The following is a 16,403-nucleotide window of genomic DNA, read 5'->3' on the forward strand; positions in this document are numbered from 1 at the left end:
ATCATATGATAATAGCAATTATAAAAACCCTACGGTCTTATACAGTTAATTTACGATTAGGGTACCGGATCATGCCCGCTCCCACCCCAAGGATGGCAACTAGAAATTCGTTTGAATGTCAGCTGCAATCCCCTGACTAATCCATGTTTCTGAAGAGCCTCTTTCGCATAGGTTGAACAGGTAGGAGTATAGCGACAAGAGTTAGGCAGAAAGGGGGAAATCATACCCTGGTAAATTCGGATAAGGACAAGAAAAAAGAAAACAAATATCCGCTGGAACATGGGGTTTGAAATAAGGCCTTTTCTGATTAAATTGCTTTTAAATTTAACAAATACATTTCGCAATTTCGCATATGAATCGTAGGTCATTGGCTCTTGGTATTTTCGCAACCTTATTCTGCATGGCCTCCTGCAATAATATTCCAGGTCATTTTTTTACCAAAAACAGTGCCGTAGAAAAGAGAAACGACAGCATCGCTCGATTATTTGACCCTAAGATCGCCCAACAAAAAGCGATTAAGTTAGACACCTTCTTCAAAACGCTTCAGAAAAATACCGGTTTTAACGGAACGGTTTTAGTCGCCCAATACGGCAAAATCATTTACAAAAGAGCTTTTGGCATTGCTAATAATTTCACAAAAGCACAACTAAATACACGTACGCCCTTTCAATTAGCTTCTGTCTCGAAGCAATTCACCGCTGTCTCTATCCTGCAATTAATGGAACAAGGAAAACTGAAGCTGGATGATCGAGTGGAACAACACATCCCAGGCTTTCCATACGATTCCAGTATCACCATTCGCAGTTTATTGACTCACAAATCTGGACTTGCTAATTATGCTTATTGTTTAGACAAATATTATGATAAGAAAGCTCCATTAACGAATGCTAAAGTCGTTGAACTATTTATTAAAATAAAACCAGGCATAGATTACCACCCGAATCGCCAATTTCACTATAACAATACCAATTACATATTACTTGCCTACATCGTAGAGCGATTAAGTGGCAAAGGTTTTAGAGAATATGTGAAAGAAAATATATTTACACCAGCGGGCATGACCGAGTCTTTTGTTTATGATCCACTGCATCCTGAATTACTAAAAACGTCCGCTACCGGATATCAACCGAAACGTTCGGGACTTGCGGTGGTCGGATTCGATCATTTAGATGGCGTAACGGGTGATAAAGGAATCTATTCAACGGTTGAGGACATGTTTCTTTGGGATCAGGCATTGAATTCAGAAACAGTCGTCAAATTAAGTTCTTTAGCTGAAGCATTCACCCCGCAGCACACAAAGCCAAAGGTTTTAACCACAAACTACGGATTAGGTTGGCGTTTAAAACAACTAGAAAATGGCGAATGGCTAACTTACCACACCGGTTGGTGGCACGGATTTAAAAACTATTACTTGCATAATCAAAAAGATAATTCAGCCATTATTATTTTGGGCAATATGGCGAATCATTCTTTGGCCAAAGTCAATATCGTACAATCTATATTATATCCTGAAAAAGCAAAGTTTTTCTTAAAAGGAGAAAATCTCCCAGCTGAGAACGAAGCATCAGGAGGAAACTAAATTAACATACTATGAAAAATATATTTGTTGCACTTTTTTGCCTCGTGGGTTTATCCACATTCGCTCAATCAGAAGATGAAGGAATCAAATCCGCCATCAATTCTTACACAGAAGGTTTCACTAAAGGGGATACGGCTAGTTTAGGGCGTGCTTTTGCGAGCAATGCCTTACTAAGAAATTTGAATACATCCACTGGAAAAATAGCAGATACGCCCTTGCGCAAATTTATCTCTGGCATGCCTGCAGGTGGAGCAAAAGCCACTGGAGCACTCGTAAACTATTCTTATGCTGGAACTTCAGCTATCGCTACAGTGGAATTCAAGTTCGATGACTTTAAATACATAGACTTGTTAAGTCTGATGAAAATTAACGAAGAATGGAAAATCGTTTGCCGTGTCTACAGCCGGGTGGGTTTAGATGTGTCTGTTGCGAGTAGCCAGGGTACGAAAAGTGTATCCACTAAAGTTGCTCCAGCACCAGCAGCGAAGAAACCGAATTCGGCGGCGGTGAAGCCGAAGAAGGATGATGGATGGTGATAAAATAATTTAGGGGTTCTTAAAACGGCGCAAGCACATGATTTCTGAACCCCTAAATTGTTTTATCTCTGGAAAGAGAATAAAAATAAAGTGCTCCGCAGAAAACATGTGCTCGCGCCGTTTTCAAGGAGCACTTTTTTTTGTGACGCAAGCACATGTTTTGTAGCAGGGAGAAGAAGATTTATCTCTGGAAAGAGAATAAAACTAAGATGCCCCGTAGAAAACATGTGCTCGCGCCGTTTTCAAGGGGCATTTTAGTTTTATACAGTAAAAGAGAATCGAGGCAAAGAGCCCTTTTTATTTTGGATAGTTCTTGAGAGGCTCCGCAAAAAACATTTGCTAGCGACGTTTTTCAGGAGCCTCTCAAGAACTACCAATAAATAGGACCACTGCCGAGATATTTCTCCGCAATCGGCTTATAATATGCCTTCAACTCCTCATACACCGGGATCACCGGGGATTTGGTATACAAATCGTATTGATTAAAATCGCGAATCCACTCGAGATATTGTGCGTCTTTATCGTTCAATAGAGCTTTGTAGCTGCCGCCTGAGTGCCATGGATAGAAGGAGTGGTAGCGAATCATGGCCATTCCTGCTTCTGGGATGGTGTTTTCTTTGTGATTAGTTAATACCTGGAATAAATATTCATCATGTCCCCAAGCGAGGTGGACATTATCAAGACCGCAGCCCGCTTCGTAAATACCTAATTCGGTATTGTAACGTGGGTCTTGCATGTCCGGATTTAATGCGTTAAATTCTGGATAGACACAAGAGTCTGGTAGTTTACAACCTACGACGAATACATCGCCTACTAATCCCCATTGCTCCGCTTGTGAGGTGCCGTCTTCGTCAGATCCGAAAAGGTACATCGCTTTTCCTAAATCATGTATTAAACCTACTAACTGCATCCAATCAGGGCGATTATCCGCGCGCATGCCTTCGGCAGATTGCAAGAGGTGAATGATGTTAGGGAGGTTTAAATCTGGATCGGAAACATCGATGAGGACGTTTAAGCGCTCCATCATTTCCCAAAGGTCCATAGGGCGTTCGAAAGTGAGGTATTTAGCCTTCATACGTTGAACATATTCGTATGTTTGGCGGGAGCGCATTTTACGGTAGTGCTCTTTTACGGCGGCGGTGATATCACCTTGATCGTAATTTCTGAATTGCTCTTTTTCTTTAACAGGGGTTTCCATAGTCCTAGATTTTGGAACTAATTTACTGAAAGCGATGGAAAAATAAAATTATGCCTTCAGGATTAATAGAATGATCGCACTTGCTAACATTAAAAGACCCATCACAAAAAAGATAGATGGATTTAATCCCGGTACCGTATTTTCGGCTAAAGATGCCTCGTAGGGGTTCTCTGAAAGGTAACGAACGGGGATTTCTTGTCCTATTTCGCAGGTTTTGGCCAAACCTTTATCCGCTTCACGCCTAAATTCTAATCCATTCACATAGTAAGAGACGATGGGGAAATAGATGGGGAATCGGCCGCTGTGGTCATCACGTGAATAACGTTTCGAGATTTCAACGATTTTACCGTAGGTCATCTTAGAATTGTGCACCCACTCTTTACGCTTTTTGAAAAGGACAATACCAAAACCAATCAACGCCAACGAGATCACCGTGAACGCACCCAAGAACAAGGGCATCGATCCGTGAAATTCGCCAGTAGGCCGAGCTGATATTAATAAGATTCCAAACATAACAGGGGTGCTGAAAACAATTCAACATTCAAAAAAACGACAAATAATACTGATTATCAAATAAGTAGAGTTTACTTCAAATTAGTGTTCAAGTTGTATTTTAATAGGATAAAATAAGATTTTTATATTATTTGAAAAAACATGATTCAAAAACAGACTGATCTTTGAAAAAAATGGTAGAATTACTAAAAACAAGTAGTAGAAAATCGACAAAATAGCCTAAAAATATATTTTCAGAAAATTTTAAATATCAGACAAATTTGTATTTTTGGTCTCTCTAAACCTCAAAAAAGATGAAAAGTAGCGTAAAATTCCAACTCATGTCCATGATGTTCCTGATGTTCTTCGGATGGGGCGCCTGGTACGGCCAAATGAGTAAATACTTACTCGATAATTTACATGCAACAGGCGACCAAGTGGGAAACGCCTACACCACTTTTGCCATCGCCTCCATCTTCGCCCCCTTTTTTGTGGGCTTAATTTCTGATCGATTCTTCGCAGCCCAAAAAGTGATGGGCTTTTTGAATATTCTGGGTGGAGTTATCCTTTATTTTTTAAGTTTAGAGAGGGATCCAGAGACCTTCTTTTGGTATATTTTGGCCTATACACTTTGTTTTGCCCCTAATTTAGCCTTATCGAATTCGATTGCGATGAACCAGATGTCTAATCCGGAGAAAGAATTTCCGAGCATTCGGGTGACCGGAACTATCGCTTGGATTGTGGTGACAAATATCATCGGTTTTTATGCTTTGGGAGACAAGGTAGCCATATTTGAGATTGCGATGTACACGTCCTTCCTGTTAGGAATCTACTCTTTTACCCTACCGAATACCCCTCCTAAAGCCGATAAAAATGCGTCAGTGGCACAGATTTTAGGATTAGATGCGTTGAAATTGTTCAAAGATCGCTCCTTCTTGATTTTCTTTATCTCTTCCATTTTGATCTGCATTCCTTTGTCGTTCTATTATGCAATGGCAAATCCATCCTTAACGGATTCGCACATGAGCAATGTGGAGAATAAAATGTCCTTAGGACAGGCATCTGAGGTGATTTTTATGTTGTTGATTCCGATAGCCTTTACGCGCTTAGGGGTGAAGAAGATGCTAGTTGTGGGACTGGTTGCGTGGATTATTCGCTTCCTTTGTTTCGGTTACGGTGATGGAATTTCGAGCGAATGGATCTTGTACATCGGAATTATCTTACACGGAGTTTGTTACGATTTCTTCTTTGTGACGGGACAAATTTATACGGACCAAAAAGCGGGCGAGAAAATTAAAAACTCAGCGCAAGGCTTAATCACTTTCGCGACTTATGGAATCGGTATGGGTATCGGTTCGAAGCTTTCAGGCATCGTTCTCGATTACTATACGGTGAATGACGTGAAGGATTGGCAAGCGGTTTGGATGGTCCCAGCTGCCATTGCTGGTGTGGTATTATTACTGTTCGTATTCTTCTTTAGTGAAAACAAAGCAAAACCTACGTATTCTTAATCTTCCGCAGCATAAAAGGTACGATCGAAGGAAAGAAGCGCTTCATAAATAGGCCAAAACCTTCGAGGAAACCGCCTACAAAGAATTCGTTTTTCTGAGCTAGAATAGCTTGCAAGATTTTCTGTGCGGTGAAGTTAGGATCTAAGCCTTTGGCCTGATTCGGATCCATCTTTCCGTAAGCCTCCCCTTTCTCGTTCATCGCGTGAAGGGAGATATTCGTCTTGATGTAACCCGGCAAAATCGTGGTCACGCGAATCCCATCATTGAAAACTTCCGCCCGAACGGAATCAAAGAATCCAATTAACGCGTGTTTCGTCGCACCATAAGCGGCCCTGCGTGGAGTAGAAATTCGTCCAGCAACCGAGGCAATCGGAACGAAAACACCCGATTGTTGAGCAGTAAAGACAGGCAAAACAGTCTGTGTTAAGGAGACAATCGAGAAGAAATTCACCTCAAAAAGGCGTCGATAGACGTCGAATTCCGTGTCTTTCACAAAAGACCGTTGAGAAACCCCGGCATTCAAAACCAAATAATCAATGCGACCATAGGTTTGAATCACATCTTGCACGCGATCAGCGTGCTCTGATAATGAAAGCATATCGAACGGAAGCACGTAGGCATTGCCGCAGGCTTTGGCCACTCGCTGCAACTCTTCTTCTCTTCGAGCAGATAACACTAAAAGCGCGCCTTCTGCAGCAAAAGCATAGGCTAACGCCTCACCAATTCCGGACGACGCGCCCGTAATCCAAACAACTTTATTGTGAAATTTCATGGGATGCGAGTTTTGCTTCTAAGGCTTGGAAGAAATCGGCCATCGGATTCACTTCGAGGCGTTGTAATTTCTGCCATAAACGAACGGCTTTGGTCATTAATCCACTTTCAATTAAGAATCCATCGTGTCCATACAAGGAATCGATGACTTGGAAAGAGGCACCAGGAATGTATTTGGCTAAAAACTCTTGCTCCACGATGGGGAACAAGGCATCGGATTTAATGCCGATAACGAGCGTTTTAGACTGAATCAGTTTCAATGCGGCGATAGCACCACCGCGGTTTCGACCCACATCTTGCGTATCCATCATCTTTGATAATTGGAAATACGAAAAGGCATTAAAACGCTGGGCTAATTTTTCGCCTTGGTAGCGCTGATAGGAAACCGCGCGCAAAGAGGAACCGTAGGAATTCTCCTTTCTGGCTTGGGTAATCAGGTAAGTTTCGTAATTACGATACGAGATAAGGGCTGTCGCGCGTGCGGCCTTCATACCCTCTAAGCCGGCCTTAGGTTGCGATTCTTTCCAAGTTGGATCGACTTCGATGGCCATTCTTTGGGACTCATTAAAGGCAATGCCCCAAGGCGAATGAATCGCATTCGTTGCCACTAAAATCAAATTTTCGATCAAACCTGGATTCATAATCGCCCATTCCACGGCTTGCTGGCCACCCAAAGATCCACCGATGCACGTTTTGATGCGATTAATTTTTAATTCCTTGCGAAGGATCTCGAAGCTCGACACCACATCACGAATCGTTACATCCGGAAAGGAGTGAAAATAAGGCATGCACGTTCTCGGATCCACCGTTAAGGGACCTGAAGAACCGTAATGCGAACCTAAAATATTGACACAGACGATTAAATTATTTTCTGGATTGAACAGTTTACCCGGGCCCACTAGGCCTTGCCACCATTCTGCCACATCGTGACTTCCAGTGAAGGCATGGCAAATCCACACGACATTGTCCTTTTTTGCGTTGATTTTGCCCCAGGTTTGGTATGCTAAATCTAATGCAGGTAATTCTCCCCCTAATTCAAGGGCAAATGGGGACGCAGAATGAAAATGATGAAACTCAGCTTGCATGCACAAAATGGTTTATATTTCCCTAAACAGGCACCGCCTGGGGTAGGAATTAGCACCGGGGTCTACATTTGCAGACGGGTTGCCAGAAGTTCATTGAGCCTAGTCTCTCCCTTCTTCTTTATAAATCAATCAGCGAGGCTTTTTGATTTGAACTTGCAAGTAACAGCCGAAATCGCTTTTTTCCAAAAACTTTGCCCATTAATTCCTTTCTGACGATATTTGCCCTATGTTAAAAATGGCCGTTTTTTATGGGATTTTAGGGGGTATTCTTTGGGCTTTAGCTCAAACGTCCTTGCTACCCTACCTTCACCCTGAGCTGAAATTCATCTTTGTCTTTCAATTTTTCCAAACCTATTTAACATTTAACCTCGCCAATCTGGGGTCGAAAAACGACGGGGAGAAATACATTCCATTTCAAATGCTTACCCTCTCTATTCGATTTATTTTAAGCGTCGTTTTCATTGGATATTTCGCCTATATCCACACCCCAAACATGGTCTTGTTCGCCAGCAACTTTTTTGTACTCTATTTATGTTGCACAAATTTTGAAATTTTTGGTTTGCTTCGTAACTTGCGACGTTTTTAGAAAATAGCAAGATTAATATTTCAGATGCAGGTTAAGACTTCAATACAAAAAATGTACTTTTCGAATATCCTACTAGGGCTATTCCTTAGTTTTATTAGCTTATCGGCGTTCGCAAATGAACCCGCTGCAGCTCCTACTTCTGAGGTGAAAGAAACAGCTGCTCCAGCTGAGGCTAAATCAGAGAAATTCGATCCAGGTAAATTAATTCTTCACCACATCGCAGATGAACACGAATGGCACTTCTTCACTGTGGGTCATTTTCATGCTACGCTACCTTTGCCTTGTATTGTTTACACAGCATCGTCGGGTCTTCAGGTTTTCTCCTCATCTAATTTCAAAAATGAGCACCACGAAGAGGTTCCTTACAATGGTTTCGTTTTAGAGCACGGTAAAATTCACGCGGAGAATGGCGAGAAGGTTTATGATATTTCGATCACGAAAAACGTAGCCTCTTTATTATTATCAGCTTTTTTATTATTGACTATCTTCATTGGAATTGGTAAAAAATACCAAGATAATCCACACAGAGCTCCTAAAGGACTTCAGTCTATGTTCGAGCCCATCATCATTTTCGTACGTGATGAGATTGCAAAAAATAACATTGGCGAAAAGCATTACCGCCGTTTCATGCCTTATTTGTTGACGATCTTCTTCTTTATTTGGTTTAACAACATGTTAGGCTTGATTCCGGGAGGTGCAAACGTAACAGGGAATATCGCTGTGACACTAGTTTTAGCGATTATCGCATTCATTGTAACTAACGTGAATGGCCGCTCTACCTATTGGACACACATCTTTGCGATGCCAGGTGTTCCGAAGTGGATGTTAATTATCTTAACTCCAGTAGAAATTGTGGGCGTATTCATGAAACCGTTCTCGTTAATGGTTCGTTTGTTTGCGAACATCACCGCAGGTCACATCATTTTATTAAGTTTAGTATCCTTGATTTTCATTTTTGAAAATGCGGCTTTAGGACTCGCAGTAGTTCCTTTCTCGCTTTTCATGAACGTAATCGAGCTAATTGTTGCCTTCATCCAAGCTTTCATCTTTACGATGTTAGTGTCGAACTATATCGGTTCGGCGGTAGAGGAGCATCACCATTAATTTGTAAATTTTTTTTATTATATAAACCCAAATCGTATGTCTATTTTATCGATTTTATTAGAAGTTTCTGTAGGTCTTGGTCTTGCAGGTATTGGTGCTGGTTTAGCTGCTTTAGGAGCTGGAGTTGGTATCGGCCGTATCGGTGGTTCTGCAATGGAAGCTATCGCTCGCCAACCAGAAGCATCTGGAAAAATTCAGGGTGCGATGTTGATCGTTGCTGCCTTCGTTGAGGCGGTTGCGTTATTCGCAGCAGTAATTTGTTTATTGGTTACTTTGAAGTAAGAGACCAATCAGAATCTCCAAAGGGTTAGCCTTTGCACCTGATTCTACCCCATTTAAAACGCAATTTGGTTTACATTAGGTGCCAAATTGCGTTTTTAACACGATTTACAATAAATTAAAATACTATGGAGTTAATCACCCCAGACTTTGGACTTATTTTTTGGCAATTACTTGTCTTTGGAGTTTTATTCTTCCTTCTAGCCAAATTTGCTTGGAAACCCATCATTCAATCATTAGCTGAGCGCGAGCAATCTATCGACGAAGCCATCAAATTATCTGAAACGACGCGTGCTGAAATGGCCGAATTGAAAGCAGGTAATGAGCAATTAATCGCTTCAGCACGTGCTGAACGTGATGCATTGATAAAGCAAGCGAAAGAAGCATCCGATGCGATGATTTCTCAAGCGAAATTAGATGCACAATCTGCCGCTAACCAAGAAATCGAAAAAGCGCGCGTGGCATTCGAACAAGAGAAAGCAAGTGCCGTAGCAGCGATCCGTAAGGAAGCAGCGACTCTTTCGTTAGATTTAGCGGAGAAAGTGTTAAAAAGCCAGTTAAAAGACAAATCAGCTCAAGAAAAATTAGTTTCTGAGTGGATGGCTGACGTTAAATTATCTTAATCGAATAGACCATGTCAGAATTAATTGTAGCTCACCGTTACGCTAAATCACTGCTAGACTTCGCGATCGAGAAGAACGCGGTAGAGGCTGTGGCTAAAGATATGATTGACTTCGCAGATACTTGCGATGGAAGTTATGAATTAGTGCTAGCGCTAAAGAGCCCAATCATCAAGCATTACACCAAATTAGCTATCCTTGCGAAGTTATTCAAGGATAAATTCAATCCCGTTACCTACGGTATCTTCGTGATTATCACGAACAAGAACCGCGAAAAAATTCTTCCTGCTGTCGCAAAAGAGTTTATTTCGATGTACACGGACTATAAAGGAATACAGAAAGCGACCGTGACCACAGCTTCTAGCTTAACAGCAGATCAAAAAGCAACGGTAGCGAAAATCGTGAAAGAGTATACCGGTAAAGAAGTAGAATTGATCGAGCAAATTGATGAAAGCCTCATCGGTGGATTCATTTTGAAGGTAGGCGACCAGCAGATCGATGATTCGATCAAGCGGAAGCTGAACGACTTAAAAGTTTCTTTAGCATCTTAATCAAAAGGCCTTGGGATCAAGGCCTTTTTTTATAGCCTTAGTATGAAAAAATTTGCCTTGTTTACAGGATCGCTTATGGCGGGATTATCGGTGGCGATTGGAGCCTTTGGGGCACACGCGTGGAAAGACTATTTAAACGGAATTAATCGCCAGGAGACCTTTGAGACGGCAGCTCGTTACCAAATGTATGGAGGGTTAGTCCTTTTGATCTTAGGAGTTTGGCAAATGAATTTCAGCAATAAGCACTTGAAGTCTGCAGCCTATTTTCAGTTCGCCGGAAGCATTATCTTTCCTGGATCTCTTTATCTGATCTGCCTAACGAATATGTCCATATTCGGAGCGATTGCACCCATCGGAGGGGTCTGCTATATGATAGGTTATGGACTGATGATGTGGTCCATCTTTAAGAAGTAATTAGTGACGCATTACTAATTCAAGACTCAACCAAACAATTTCACCCATCGTTTGACACTTTAAAAAGCGGTCATCCTCGTAATGCTTCGCTAATTCCGTTTTCAATTGCACCACATTTTCTGGTGGTGCAATCTCATCCTTTGCCATCACATTCATCAAATCATACACCCGTTGACTCTCTGACTTTAGACGAGAGGAAATCATCGAGCGTTCTTCGATTTGGTATTGCCAAACCGATTCCGGCGTCATATACTTCATTCCCAGCTCAATTAGGGCATTATTTTGTTTGAAATACTGTGGCAGGTAGACGGTCTTCTTTCCCTCGTAACATTGCTGATCAAAGTCAATGGGACGAATCCGATAATAAATCTCCTCAAAATCCGGCGTGGTAATGATGACAAAGTTCGCACTGTGCATATCCCCTAATAATTGAACGAGGCAACGCTCATTGAACTTTACAAACTCTTTCGCTAAACGGATAGGCGACTCTAAATTGAGTTCTAAATCCTGCTTCAGAAAAGCATCTCCAGGCACGCCCGCAATATGTTCCTCGACGAGTGTATTATCGTGAGTGACGTAATTGATGCGATTTGGCGATAAAATATGTTCTAATTCTAGTCCATATACACGTGAAGCATCCGCAATTTTAATATAGAAATAATCAAAGTTATCGTTCACCCGATTCACAATCCGAATTCGAAAGGGATGCGTATTCCCATAGGTGCAATAATCGACCCGATCTATGACTAAGTGCTTAATCACCTCCTCATTCCCATCTGTCTTTAAATCGGCATAGATCTGTTTCAGCGATTCATACACTTCTTCCTGATCGCCAGGAGAATAAAAAACCGTTTCCCAAAGCGTGTCTACCTCATTCTTATCATACAACACAATGGAGTTATCATAGCGCAGCAAGTCTGCATAGCTGATATTCATCGAGTGCTCCCGGTTGTATTTATGCAAATACCGCCGAAGCTGCTGATTAATCCGATAGAGATTTTTCTTCTTCGAGATGAGCGCCATTATTCGGTGTAGTCTAGTGATTTACCAAACGTTTCTTTCAACTGAAGGACCGAGTAGATGGCCAAAGCAAAGCACAATACTCCTACATAGGCCGCGGAATGAATCAGACCCACCGATGGAATTAAAAACTTAAATAATAGAGAAATAGGAATCAAGGCACCCCGCACAAAATTGGGCACCGTCGTTGTCACCGTCATCCGCACGTTCGTACCAAACTGCTCGGAGGAGAAAGTCAAGAACACAGCCCAATAACCTCCGAAGAAACCCAAAAGCGTAATCATCACGTAGGCATGGGTCGTTGTAATGTTCGACATACCAAACAAATAATAGATACAAATACCCATCGCGATGAAAAGATAGGTTAACACGGCATTTCTCCTACTTTTAAACCATTGACTTAAAGCCCCTGCAGCAAAGTCCCCTGTAGCCAGACCTATATAGCAGAACATAATCGCATCACCTCCACTTATTTTGCCATCGATGCCGATGATTTTCGCTATTTCAGGTGCCGAGAAAACGAGAATTCCGATGATATACCAGATAGGCAACCCCATCAAAATACAATAGAGGTATTTCTTAAAAGTGGCCCCATTTGAAAAAAGCTGAAAGAAATTACCTCGTTCTACTTTATCATCCATCTCGGTATACATCGAAGATTCAAAGGTGCCTAAGCGCAATAACAGAAGCGCTAAACCCATTCCTCCGCCAATAAAATAGCAGGATCTCCACCATTCGGGATCTGAACTTAAACCTGCTATGATCGGGGCAAAAACAGCTCCCGCCGCACCTACTCCTGCAATAATTAGCGTTCCAATTCCACGTTTGGATGGAGGCAAAGTTTCGTTTACCAGGGTAATCCCTGCACCCAGTTCACCCGCCAGGCCTATACCAGCGATAAAGCGTAAGATGGCATAAGTGTCCATATCTGTCACTAAACCATTCAAGGCATTTGCCGCTGAATAGAGAAGAATAGAGCCAAACAAAACGGATTTACGTCCTTTCTTATCCCCATAGACTCCCCACAAGATTCCGCCCAGAAGCATTCCACCCATTTGGATGTTCATCAAGCTCAAGCCTTGATTCAATAGTTCATCCCCTTTCAAACCTAGACTCATTAAACTGGGATTTCTGACCACAGAAAATAAGATCAGGTCATACACATCTACAAAATAGCCAAGAGCGGCGACGGCGATGAGCATTTTAGCTTTGCCAGAAATTTTATCATTTTCCATATTAGCGAGAAAGCATATCTGACCGGTGAGAGTCTAATTTTAAAAAAATAAATAACAAAATAGTGAATGACCAAAGAGACGATCCACCATACGAAAAGAAGGGTAAAGGAATCCCCATAATGGGCATCAAGCCGATAGTCATCCCTATATTAACTAAAAAGTGAAAAAACAGAATTCCTACTAATCCAAAACCATAAGCCCGGGCAAACCGTGAGCGCTGTAAGTCCGCTAAATACATCAATCGCCAAAGAAATCCCAAGAAACAAATAATCATCAACATCACTCCCACAAAACCATGCTCCTCTCCAATCGTGCAGAAAACCATATCGGTACTTTGTTCCGGTACAAAATCAAACTTGGTCTGCGTTCCGCCCAGAAAACCTTTTCCCCAAAAGCCTCCAGATCCAATCGCAATCTTCGATTGTGTCACTTGGTAACCTAATCCACGGGGATCAAAACCGGGGTCTATTAAGACACGAATTCTATTTCTTTGGTGCTCTTTTAAGACATTATTCACTACCCAATCCACTAGCAAAGCCAGTGTCATAATTACGGCAATCGCACCCGATAGTCGCAAATAGGTCTTCGGATCCCGTTGCATGTAAATAGGCATAAATAAGACTAGAAGCCCCGCTAAAATCACCAATGCGAGTAAAATTATCCACGCTGGCACCAGTAAAGCAGAGACGAATAAGACGATCCCGCCAATAAACAGGGCTGGATATACACCTGGCAATCCTTCCCGGTATAATAGAATCAAAAAGGAGGCGAACACCAAGGCGGAACCCGTTTCATTCGAGCCTATGATTAATAGCATCGGAATACTAATAATAAGTGCTGCTTTCCACTGAAAGGGGAATTTACTCAAATTAACGAGCGGATCATTCAGGTATTTAGCGAGCAAGAGAGCCGTGGCCGTTTTCGCAAACTCTGCTGGCTGAATCGTCACAGACCCAAATTTGAACCAGGAGTGAGAGCCATTGATGGTGACTCCTAAAAAAGGCACCGTAATTAGCAAAAGCAATAAGCCAAGGTAAATAAACAGCGCGAATGATTCGAAAAAACGAAAATCAATCACTAAAATGCAGATGATCAACACAAAACTCGTCCCTATCCAAACCAACTGTTTCCCCGCATTAGAATCATAAAAAGCAGAATCAGAAAAGGCTAATGGTGCATCTGGACTATAGACTGCCGAATAGATATTCAACCAGCCCATACCCACAAATAAGACATAGAATCCCACGGTGATCCAGTCAATACGGCCTTGTATGTGATTTGAATCTGTCATTTTTTGGTAGAATCTGGGGCTGCCTTTTTGCGCGTTACGCTATACACATTAGGCAGGTAATTCATATTCATAAACTTAGTCTCTACAGCTTTGCGATCTACCTTGCGCTTCAAGTATTTTTCTACCACAAGCGAGGCAATCGGTGCCGCGGCTGATCCCCCAAAACCCGCATTCTCCACAAAGACCGCAATCGCAATTTTCGGATTATCGCGTGGAGCAAACGCGATGAAGATTGAATGATCTTTGCCTTTTTGGTTTTGAGAAGTACCCGTTTTCCCCACCATCTTAATATCCGGAATTCGACCATCCGCCTCAACCGTTCCATGCGTCACGGCATCTTCCATTCCGTCGATGACCACATTGAAATATTTAGCGTCCACCCCTACTTTTACAGGCGTCTTATAGAAGGGATCAATCGATTTCTGAAGTCCAACTCCTTTTACAACATGCGGCGGAATATACCAACCTCTGTTAGCGATGATTGCCGCGAGATTCGCCATTTTTAGTGGGCTTACGACTATCTCCCCTTCCCCAATACTAATCGAATAAATATTCGAGAACTTCCACATTTTTTCTCCTTTGTAAACGGAATTATAATATTCCACATTCGGTAATATCCCCTTCTTCTCATTTCCTAAATCCACTCCTAGTTTACGTCCAAATCCAAAGTTAGCTACTAAATCAGCCCAGCGTTGCAAGCCTTTAGCGGATCGTTCATAGGTATCACCTGTCGTATTATCGTAAATCATCTTACGGAACGCGTGGTAGAAATACGGGTTACACGAAACCCGAATCGCACCGCGCAAATCCACTGGTCCGTGGCCATGGCACTTCACTGGGGCACCTGCGTGAGAAAACACCGTACCGGGCCCAATAAATCCCAATTGTTGGCCCACGAGTGCTTGCACTAATTTAAAAGTGGAACCCGGGCGGTAATAGGCAGAAGGAGGACGGTTCAGCAAAGGCTTCATTGGATCCAAGGCAAGCTGCTGGTAATATTTGGAGAAATTATTTCCCGTTAATTGACTCGCATCGTAAGACGGCGCGGAAACCATCGCCAAAATTTCCCCTGTCGAAGGTTCAATCGCCACTAAACTTCCCACCTTATGCTGCATCAAACTATCTGCATATTCTTGAATCGCGAGATCAATGGAAGTGTATAAGTTATTCCCTGAGACCGGATTGATATTTAATGAACCATTTTTATAATCCCCTTTTTCCACCCCATTGCTGTTCACCATCCGGTATTTCACCCCGCGTTGACCTCGCAGTGTTTCTTCATAAAAGGATTCAATTCCGGAGATTCCGACATAGTCACCTTGGCGGTAATAATCGTCCTTTTGATCTAAAAGAGCAGTAGGACTAATTTCTGCTACATAGCCCAAGGCATTTGAAAATGAATGAGATTGGTAAGTGCGGAAGGCAATTGTTTCAAAAAAGAAACCCGGGAAATCGACCATCGCATCTTGTACACTGGCAAAGTCTTCTTTGGATAAATGTTTCAAAAACAGACTTGGTTTCACCCGCGAATAGGCGCGAGCACGCTGGGTTGTTTTAATGAAATATTCTTTCGTAACCCGAAAAACTCGGCAAAAATGATTCGTATCCTTCACCACGGCTTTGCGCGGAATCATATACAAATCGTATACCGGTGTATTATAGACAATTAATTTCCCAAAACGGTCATAGACTTCACCCCGGAAAGGAATCTGAATAATCTTGCGAATCGCGTTATTGTCGGCCGCCTTTTCATAGGTGTCATCGATCACCTGGAGGAAAAATAGTTTCCCAATGAATAAGGCCCCCACGATACCGAAGAACAAGAAGATGAGATTTCGCCGCTGAGTAAACAATTGAATTAGATTTTAATGACAAAAATACAGAATTATCTGGGCTTCTGCGAGTCCTATTTGGGAAGACTTTTAATGAGCGCTAAAAGGGCGAAAGCAATCGATCCTAACGAGAATAGAATCGTAAACCACGGTTTAACTGTAAAAAAGTAGCCGTCTAAATACCGTCCCAAAAACACCCCAAGTAAAATGGTGACAAGCATCTGAAAAGCGGCACCCAAGAATTTTTGATAAGAATTCATATTCAACTAAAATTATCCAATTTTCGGGAAGATAAATCG

The 16,403-nt window shown here is 42.1% G+C and carries 18 protein-coding genes and 1 riboswitch; of the genes, 8 read left to right on the top strand and 10 right to left on the bottom strand.

Going from position 1 to position 16,403, the window contains the following annotated elements; translation table 11 throughout:
• Nucleotides 1–56 precede the first annotated feature (56 nt).
• Nucleotides 57–368, bottom strand: a complete 312-nt coding sequence (yidD, locus tag ACRZ9O_RS06845) for a membrane protein insertion efficiency factor YidD (RefSeq protein ID WP_459457643.1) — start codon at nt 366–368, stop codon at nt 57–59.
• Between yidD and ACRZ9O_RS06850 the strand changes: the two genes are divergently transcribed.
• Together ACRZ9O_RS06850 and ACRZ9O_RS06855 are read left to right on the top strand one after the other, a co-directional pair.
• Nucleotides 353–1,579: a serine hydrolase domain-containing protein gene (locus ACRZ9O_RS06850; protein WP_459457645.1), complete on the top strand. Its 1,227-nt coding sequence runs from the start codon at nt 353–355 to the stop codon at nt 1,577–1,579. The genes yidD and ACRZ9O_RS06850 overlap by 16 nt on opposite strands.
• A gap of 11 nt (nt 1,580–1,590) precedes the next feature.
• The gene (locus ACRZ9O_RS06855; protein ID WP_459457647.1) at nt 1,591–2,115 is read left to right on the top strand and encodes a nuclear transport factor 2 family protein; all 525 of its coding nucleotides are present in this window, start codon (nt 1,591–1,593) and stop codon (nt 2,113–2,115) included.
• A 370-nt stretch (nt 2,116–2,485) separates the two neighbouring features.
• On the opposite strand, the gene ACRZ9O_RS06860 is transcribed toward ACRZ9O_RS06855, so the two are convergent.
• Both ACRZ9O_RS06860 and ACRZ9O_RS06865 read right to left on the bottom strand, forming a co-directional pair.
• Nucleotides 2,486–3,313, bottom strand: a complete 828-nt coding sequence (locus tag ACRZ9O_RS06860) for an inositol oxygenase family protein (protein ID WP_459457648.1) — start codon at nt 3,311–3,313, stop codon at nt 2,486–2,488.
• Between the two features lie 48 nt (nt 3,314–3,361).
• Nucleotides 3,362–3,826, bottom strand: coding sequence for a DUF3592 domain-containing protein (locus tag ACRZ9O_RS06865; RefSeq protein WP_459457650.1), 465 nt, complete (start codon nt 3,824–3,826; stop codon nt 3,362–3,364).
• Between the two features lie 293 nt (nt 3,827–4,119).
• Between ACRZ9O_RS06865 and ACRZ9O_RS06870 the strand changes: the two genes are divergently transcribed.
• Nucleotides 4,120–5,316, top strand: coding sequence for a nucleoside permease (locus ACRZ9O_RS06870; RefSeq protein WP_459457652.1), 1,197 nt, complete (start codon nt 4,120–4,122; stop codon nt 5,314–5,316).
• On the opposite strand, the gene ACRZ9O_RS06875 is transcribed toward ACRZ9O_RS06870, so the two are convergent.
• On the bottom strand, nt 5,303–6,088 hold the full coding sequence (locus ACRZ9O_RS06875) for an SDR family oxidoreductase (RefSeq protein WP_459457654.1): 786 nt from the start codon (nt 6,086–6,088) through the stop codon (nt 5,303–5,305). The genes ACRZ9O_RS06870 and ACRZ9O_RS06875 overlap by 14 nt on opposite strands.
• On the bottom strand, nt 6,072–7,172 hold the full coding sequence (locus tag ACRZ9O_RS06880; protein ID WP_459457656.1) for a homoserine O-acetyltransferase family protein: 1,101 nt from the start codon (nt 7,170–7,172) through the stop codon (nt 6,072–6,074). Before ACRZ9O_RS06880 ends, ACRZ9O_RS06875 begins: the two co-directional genes overlap by 17 nt.
• Before the next feature lie 9 nt (nt 7,173–7,181).
• Nucleotides 7,182–7,299: riboswitch (SAM riboswitch) on the bottom strand.
• Between the two features lie 510 nt (nt 7,300–7,809).
• On the opposite strand from ACRZ9O_RS06880, the gene atpB reads away from it, so the two are divergent.
• The 5 genes from atpB to ACRZ9O_RS06905 all read left to right on the top strand — a co-directional run bounded on the left by atpB (nt 7,810) and on the right by ACRZ9O_RS06905 (nt 10,726).
• Nucleotides 7,810–8,862: a F0F1 ATP synthase subunit A gene (gene atpB, locus ACRZ9O_RS06885; protein WP_459457658.1), complete on the top strand. Its 1,053-nt coding sequence runs from the start codon at nt 7,810–7,812 to the stop codon at nt 8,860–8,862.
• Nucleotides 8,863–8,898: 36 nt separating this feature from the next.
• Entirely contained in the window at nt 8,899–9,144 is a 246-nt protein-coding gene (atpE, locus tag ACRZ9O_RS06890) for an ATP synthase F0 subunit C (protein ID WP_395617216.1), read from the top strand.
• 125 nt (nt 9,145–9,269) lie between these two features.
• Complete coding sequence (gene atpF / locus ACRZ9O_RS06895) at nt 9,270–9,764, top strand: F0F1 ATP synthase subunit B (protein WP_459457660.1); 495 nt, start codon at nt 9,270–9,272, stop codon at nt 9,762–9,764.
• 11 nt (nt 9,765–9,775) lie between these two features.
• A complete protein-coding gene (gene atpH, locus ACRZ9O_RS06900) occupies nt 9,776–10,312 on the top strand; it encodes an ATP synthase F1 subunit delta (RefSeq protein WP_459457662.1) in 537 nt (178 codons plus the stop codon).
• 42 nt (nt 10,313–10,354) lie between these two features.
• Entirely contained in the window at nt 10,355–10,726 is a 372-nt protein-coding gene (locus ACRZ9O_RS06905) for a DUF423 domain-containing protein (protein ID WP_459457664.1), read from the top strand.
• On the opposite strand, the gene ACRZ9O_RS06910 is transcribed toward ACRZ9O_RS06905, so the two are convergent.
• The 5 genes from ACRZ9O_RS06910 to ACRZ9O_RS06930 are packed head-to-tail and all read right to left on the bottom strand — an operon-like array spanning nt 10,727 to nt 16,364.
• The gene (locus ACRZ9O_RS06910; RefSeq protein WP_459457666.1) at nt 10,727–11,749 is read right to left on the bottom strand and encodes a hypothetical protein; all 1,023 of its coding nucleotides are present in this window, start codon (nt 11,747–11,749) and stop codon (nt 10,727–10,729) included. It abuts the gene before it with no gap.
• Complete coding sequence (locus ACRZ9O_RS06915) at nt 11,749–12,981, bottom strand: MFS transporter (RefSeq protein WP_459457668.1); 1,233 nt, start codon at nt 12,979–12,981, stop codon at nt 11,749–11,751. The genes ACRZ9O_RS06910 and ACRZ9O_RS06915 overlap by 1 nt, the downstream gene beginning before the upstream one ends.
• A gap of 1 nt (nt 12,982) precedes the next feature.
• Nucleotides 12,983–14,272 (bottom strand): rod shape-determining protein RodA, encoded by a 1,290-nt coding sequence (gene rodA, locus ACRZ9O_RS06920; RefSeq protein ID WP_459457670.1) that lies wholly within the window; start codon nt 14,270–14,272, stop codon nt 12,983–12,985.
• Nucleotides 14,269–16,125, bottom strand: a complete 1,857-nt coding sequence (locus ACRZ9O_RS06925) for a penicillin-binding transpeptidase domain-containing protein (protein WP_459457672.1) — start codon at nt 16,123–16,125, stop codon at nt 14,269–14,271. The genes rodA and ACRZ9O_RS06925 overlap by 4 nt, the downstream gene beginning before the upstream one ends.
• A gap of 53 nt (nt 16,126–16,178) precedes the next feature.
• On the bottom strand, nt 16,179–16,364 hold the full coding sequence (locus tag ACRZ9O_RS06930) for an AtpZ/AtpI family protein (protein ID WP_459457674.1): 186 nt from the start codon (nt 16,362–16,364) through the stop codon (nt 16,179–16,181).
• Nucleotides 16,365–16,403: the final 39 nt, after the last annotated feature.

The organism is Aquirufa sp. HETE-40SA (genome assembly GCF_054558635.1).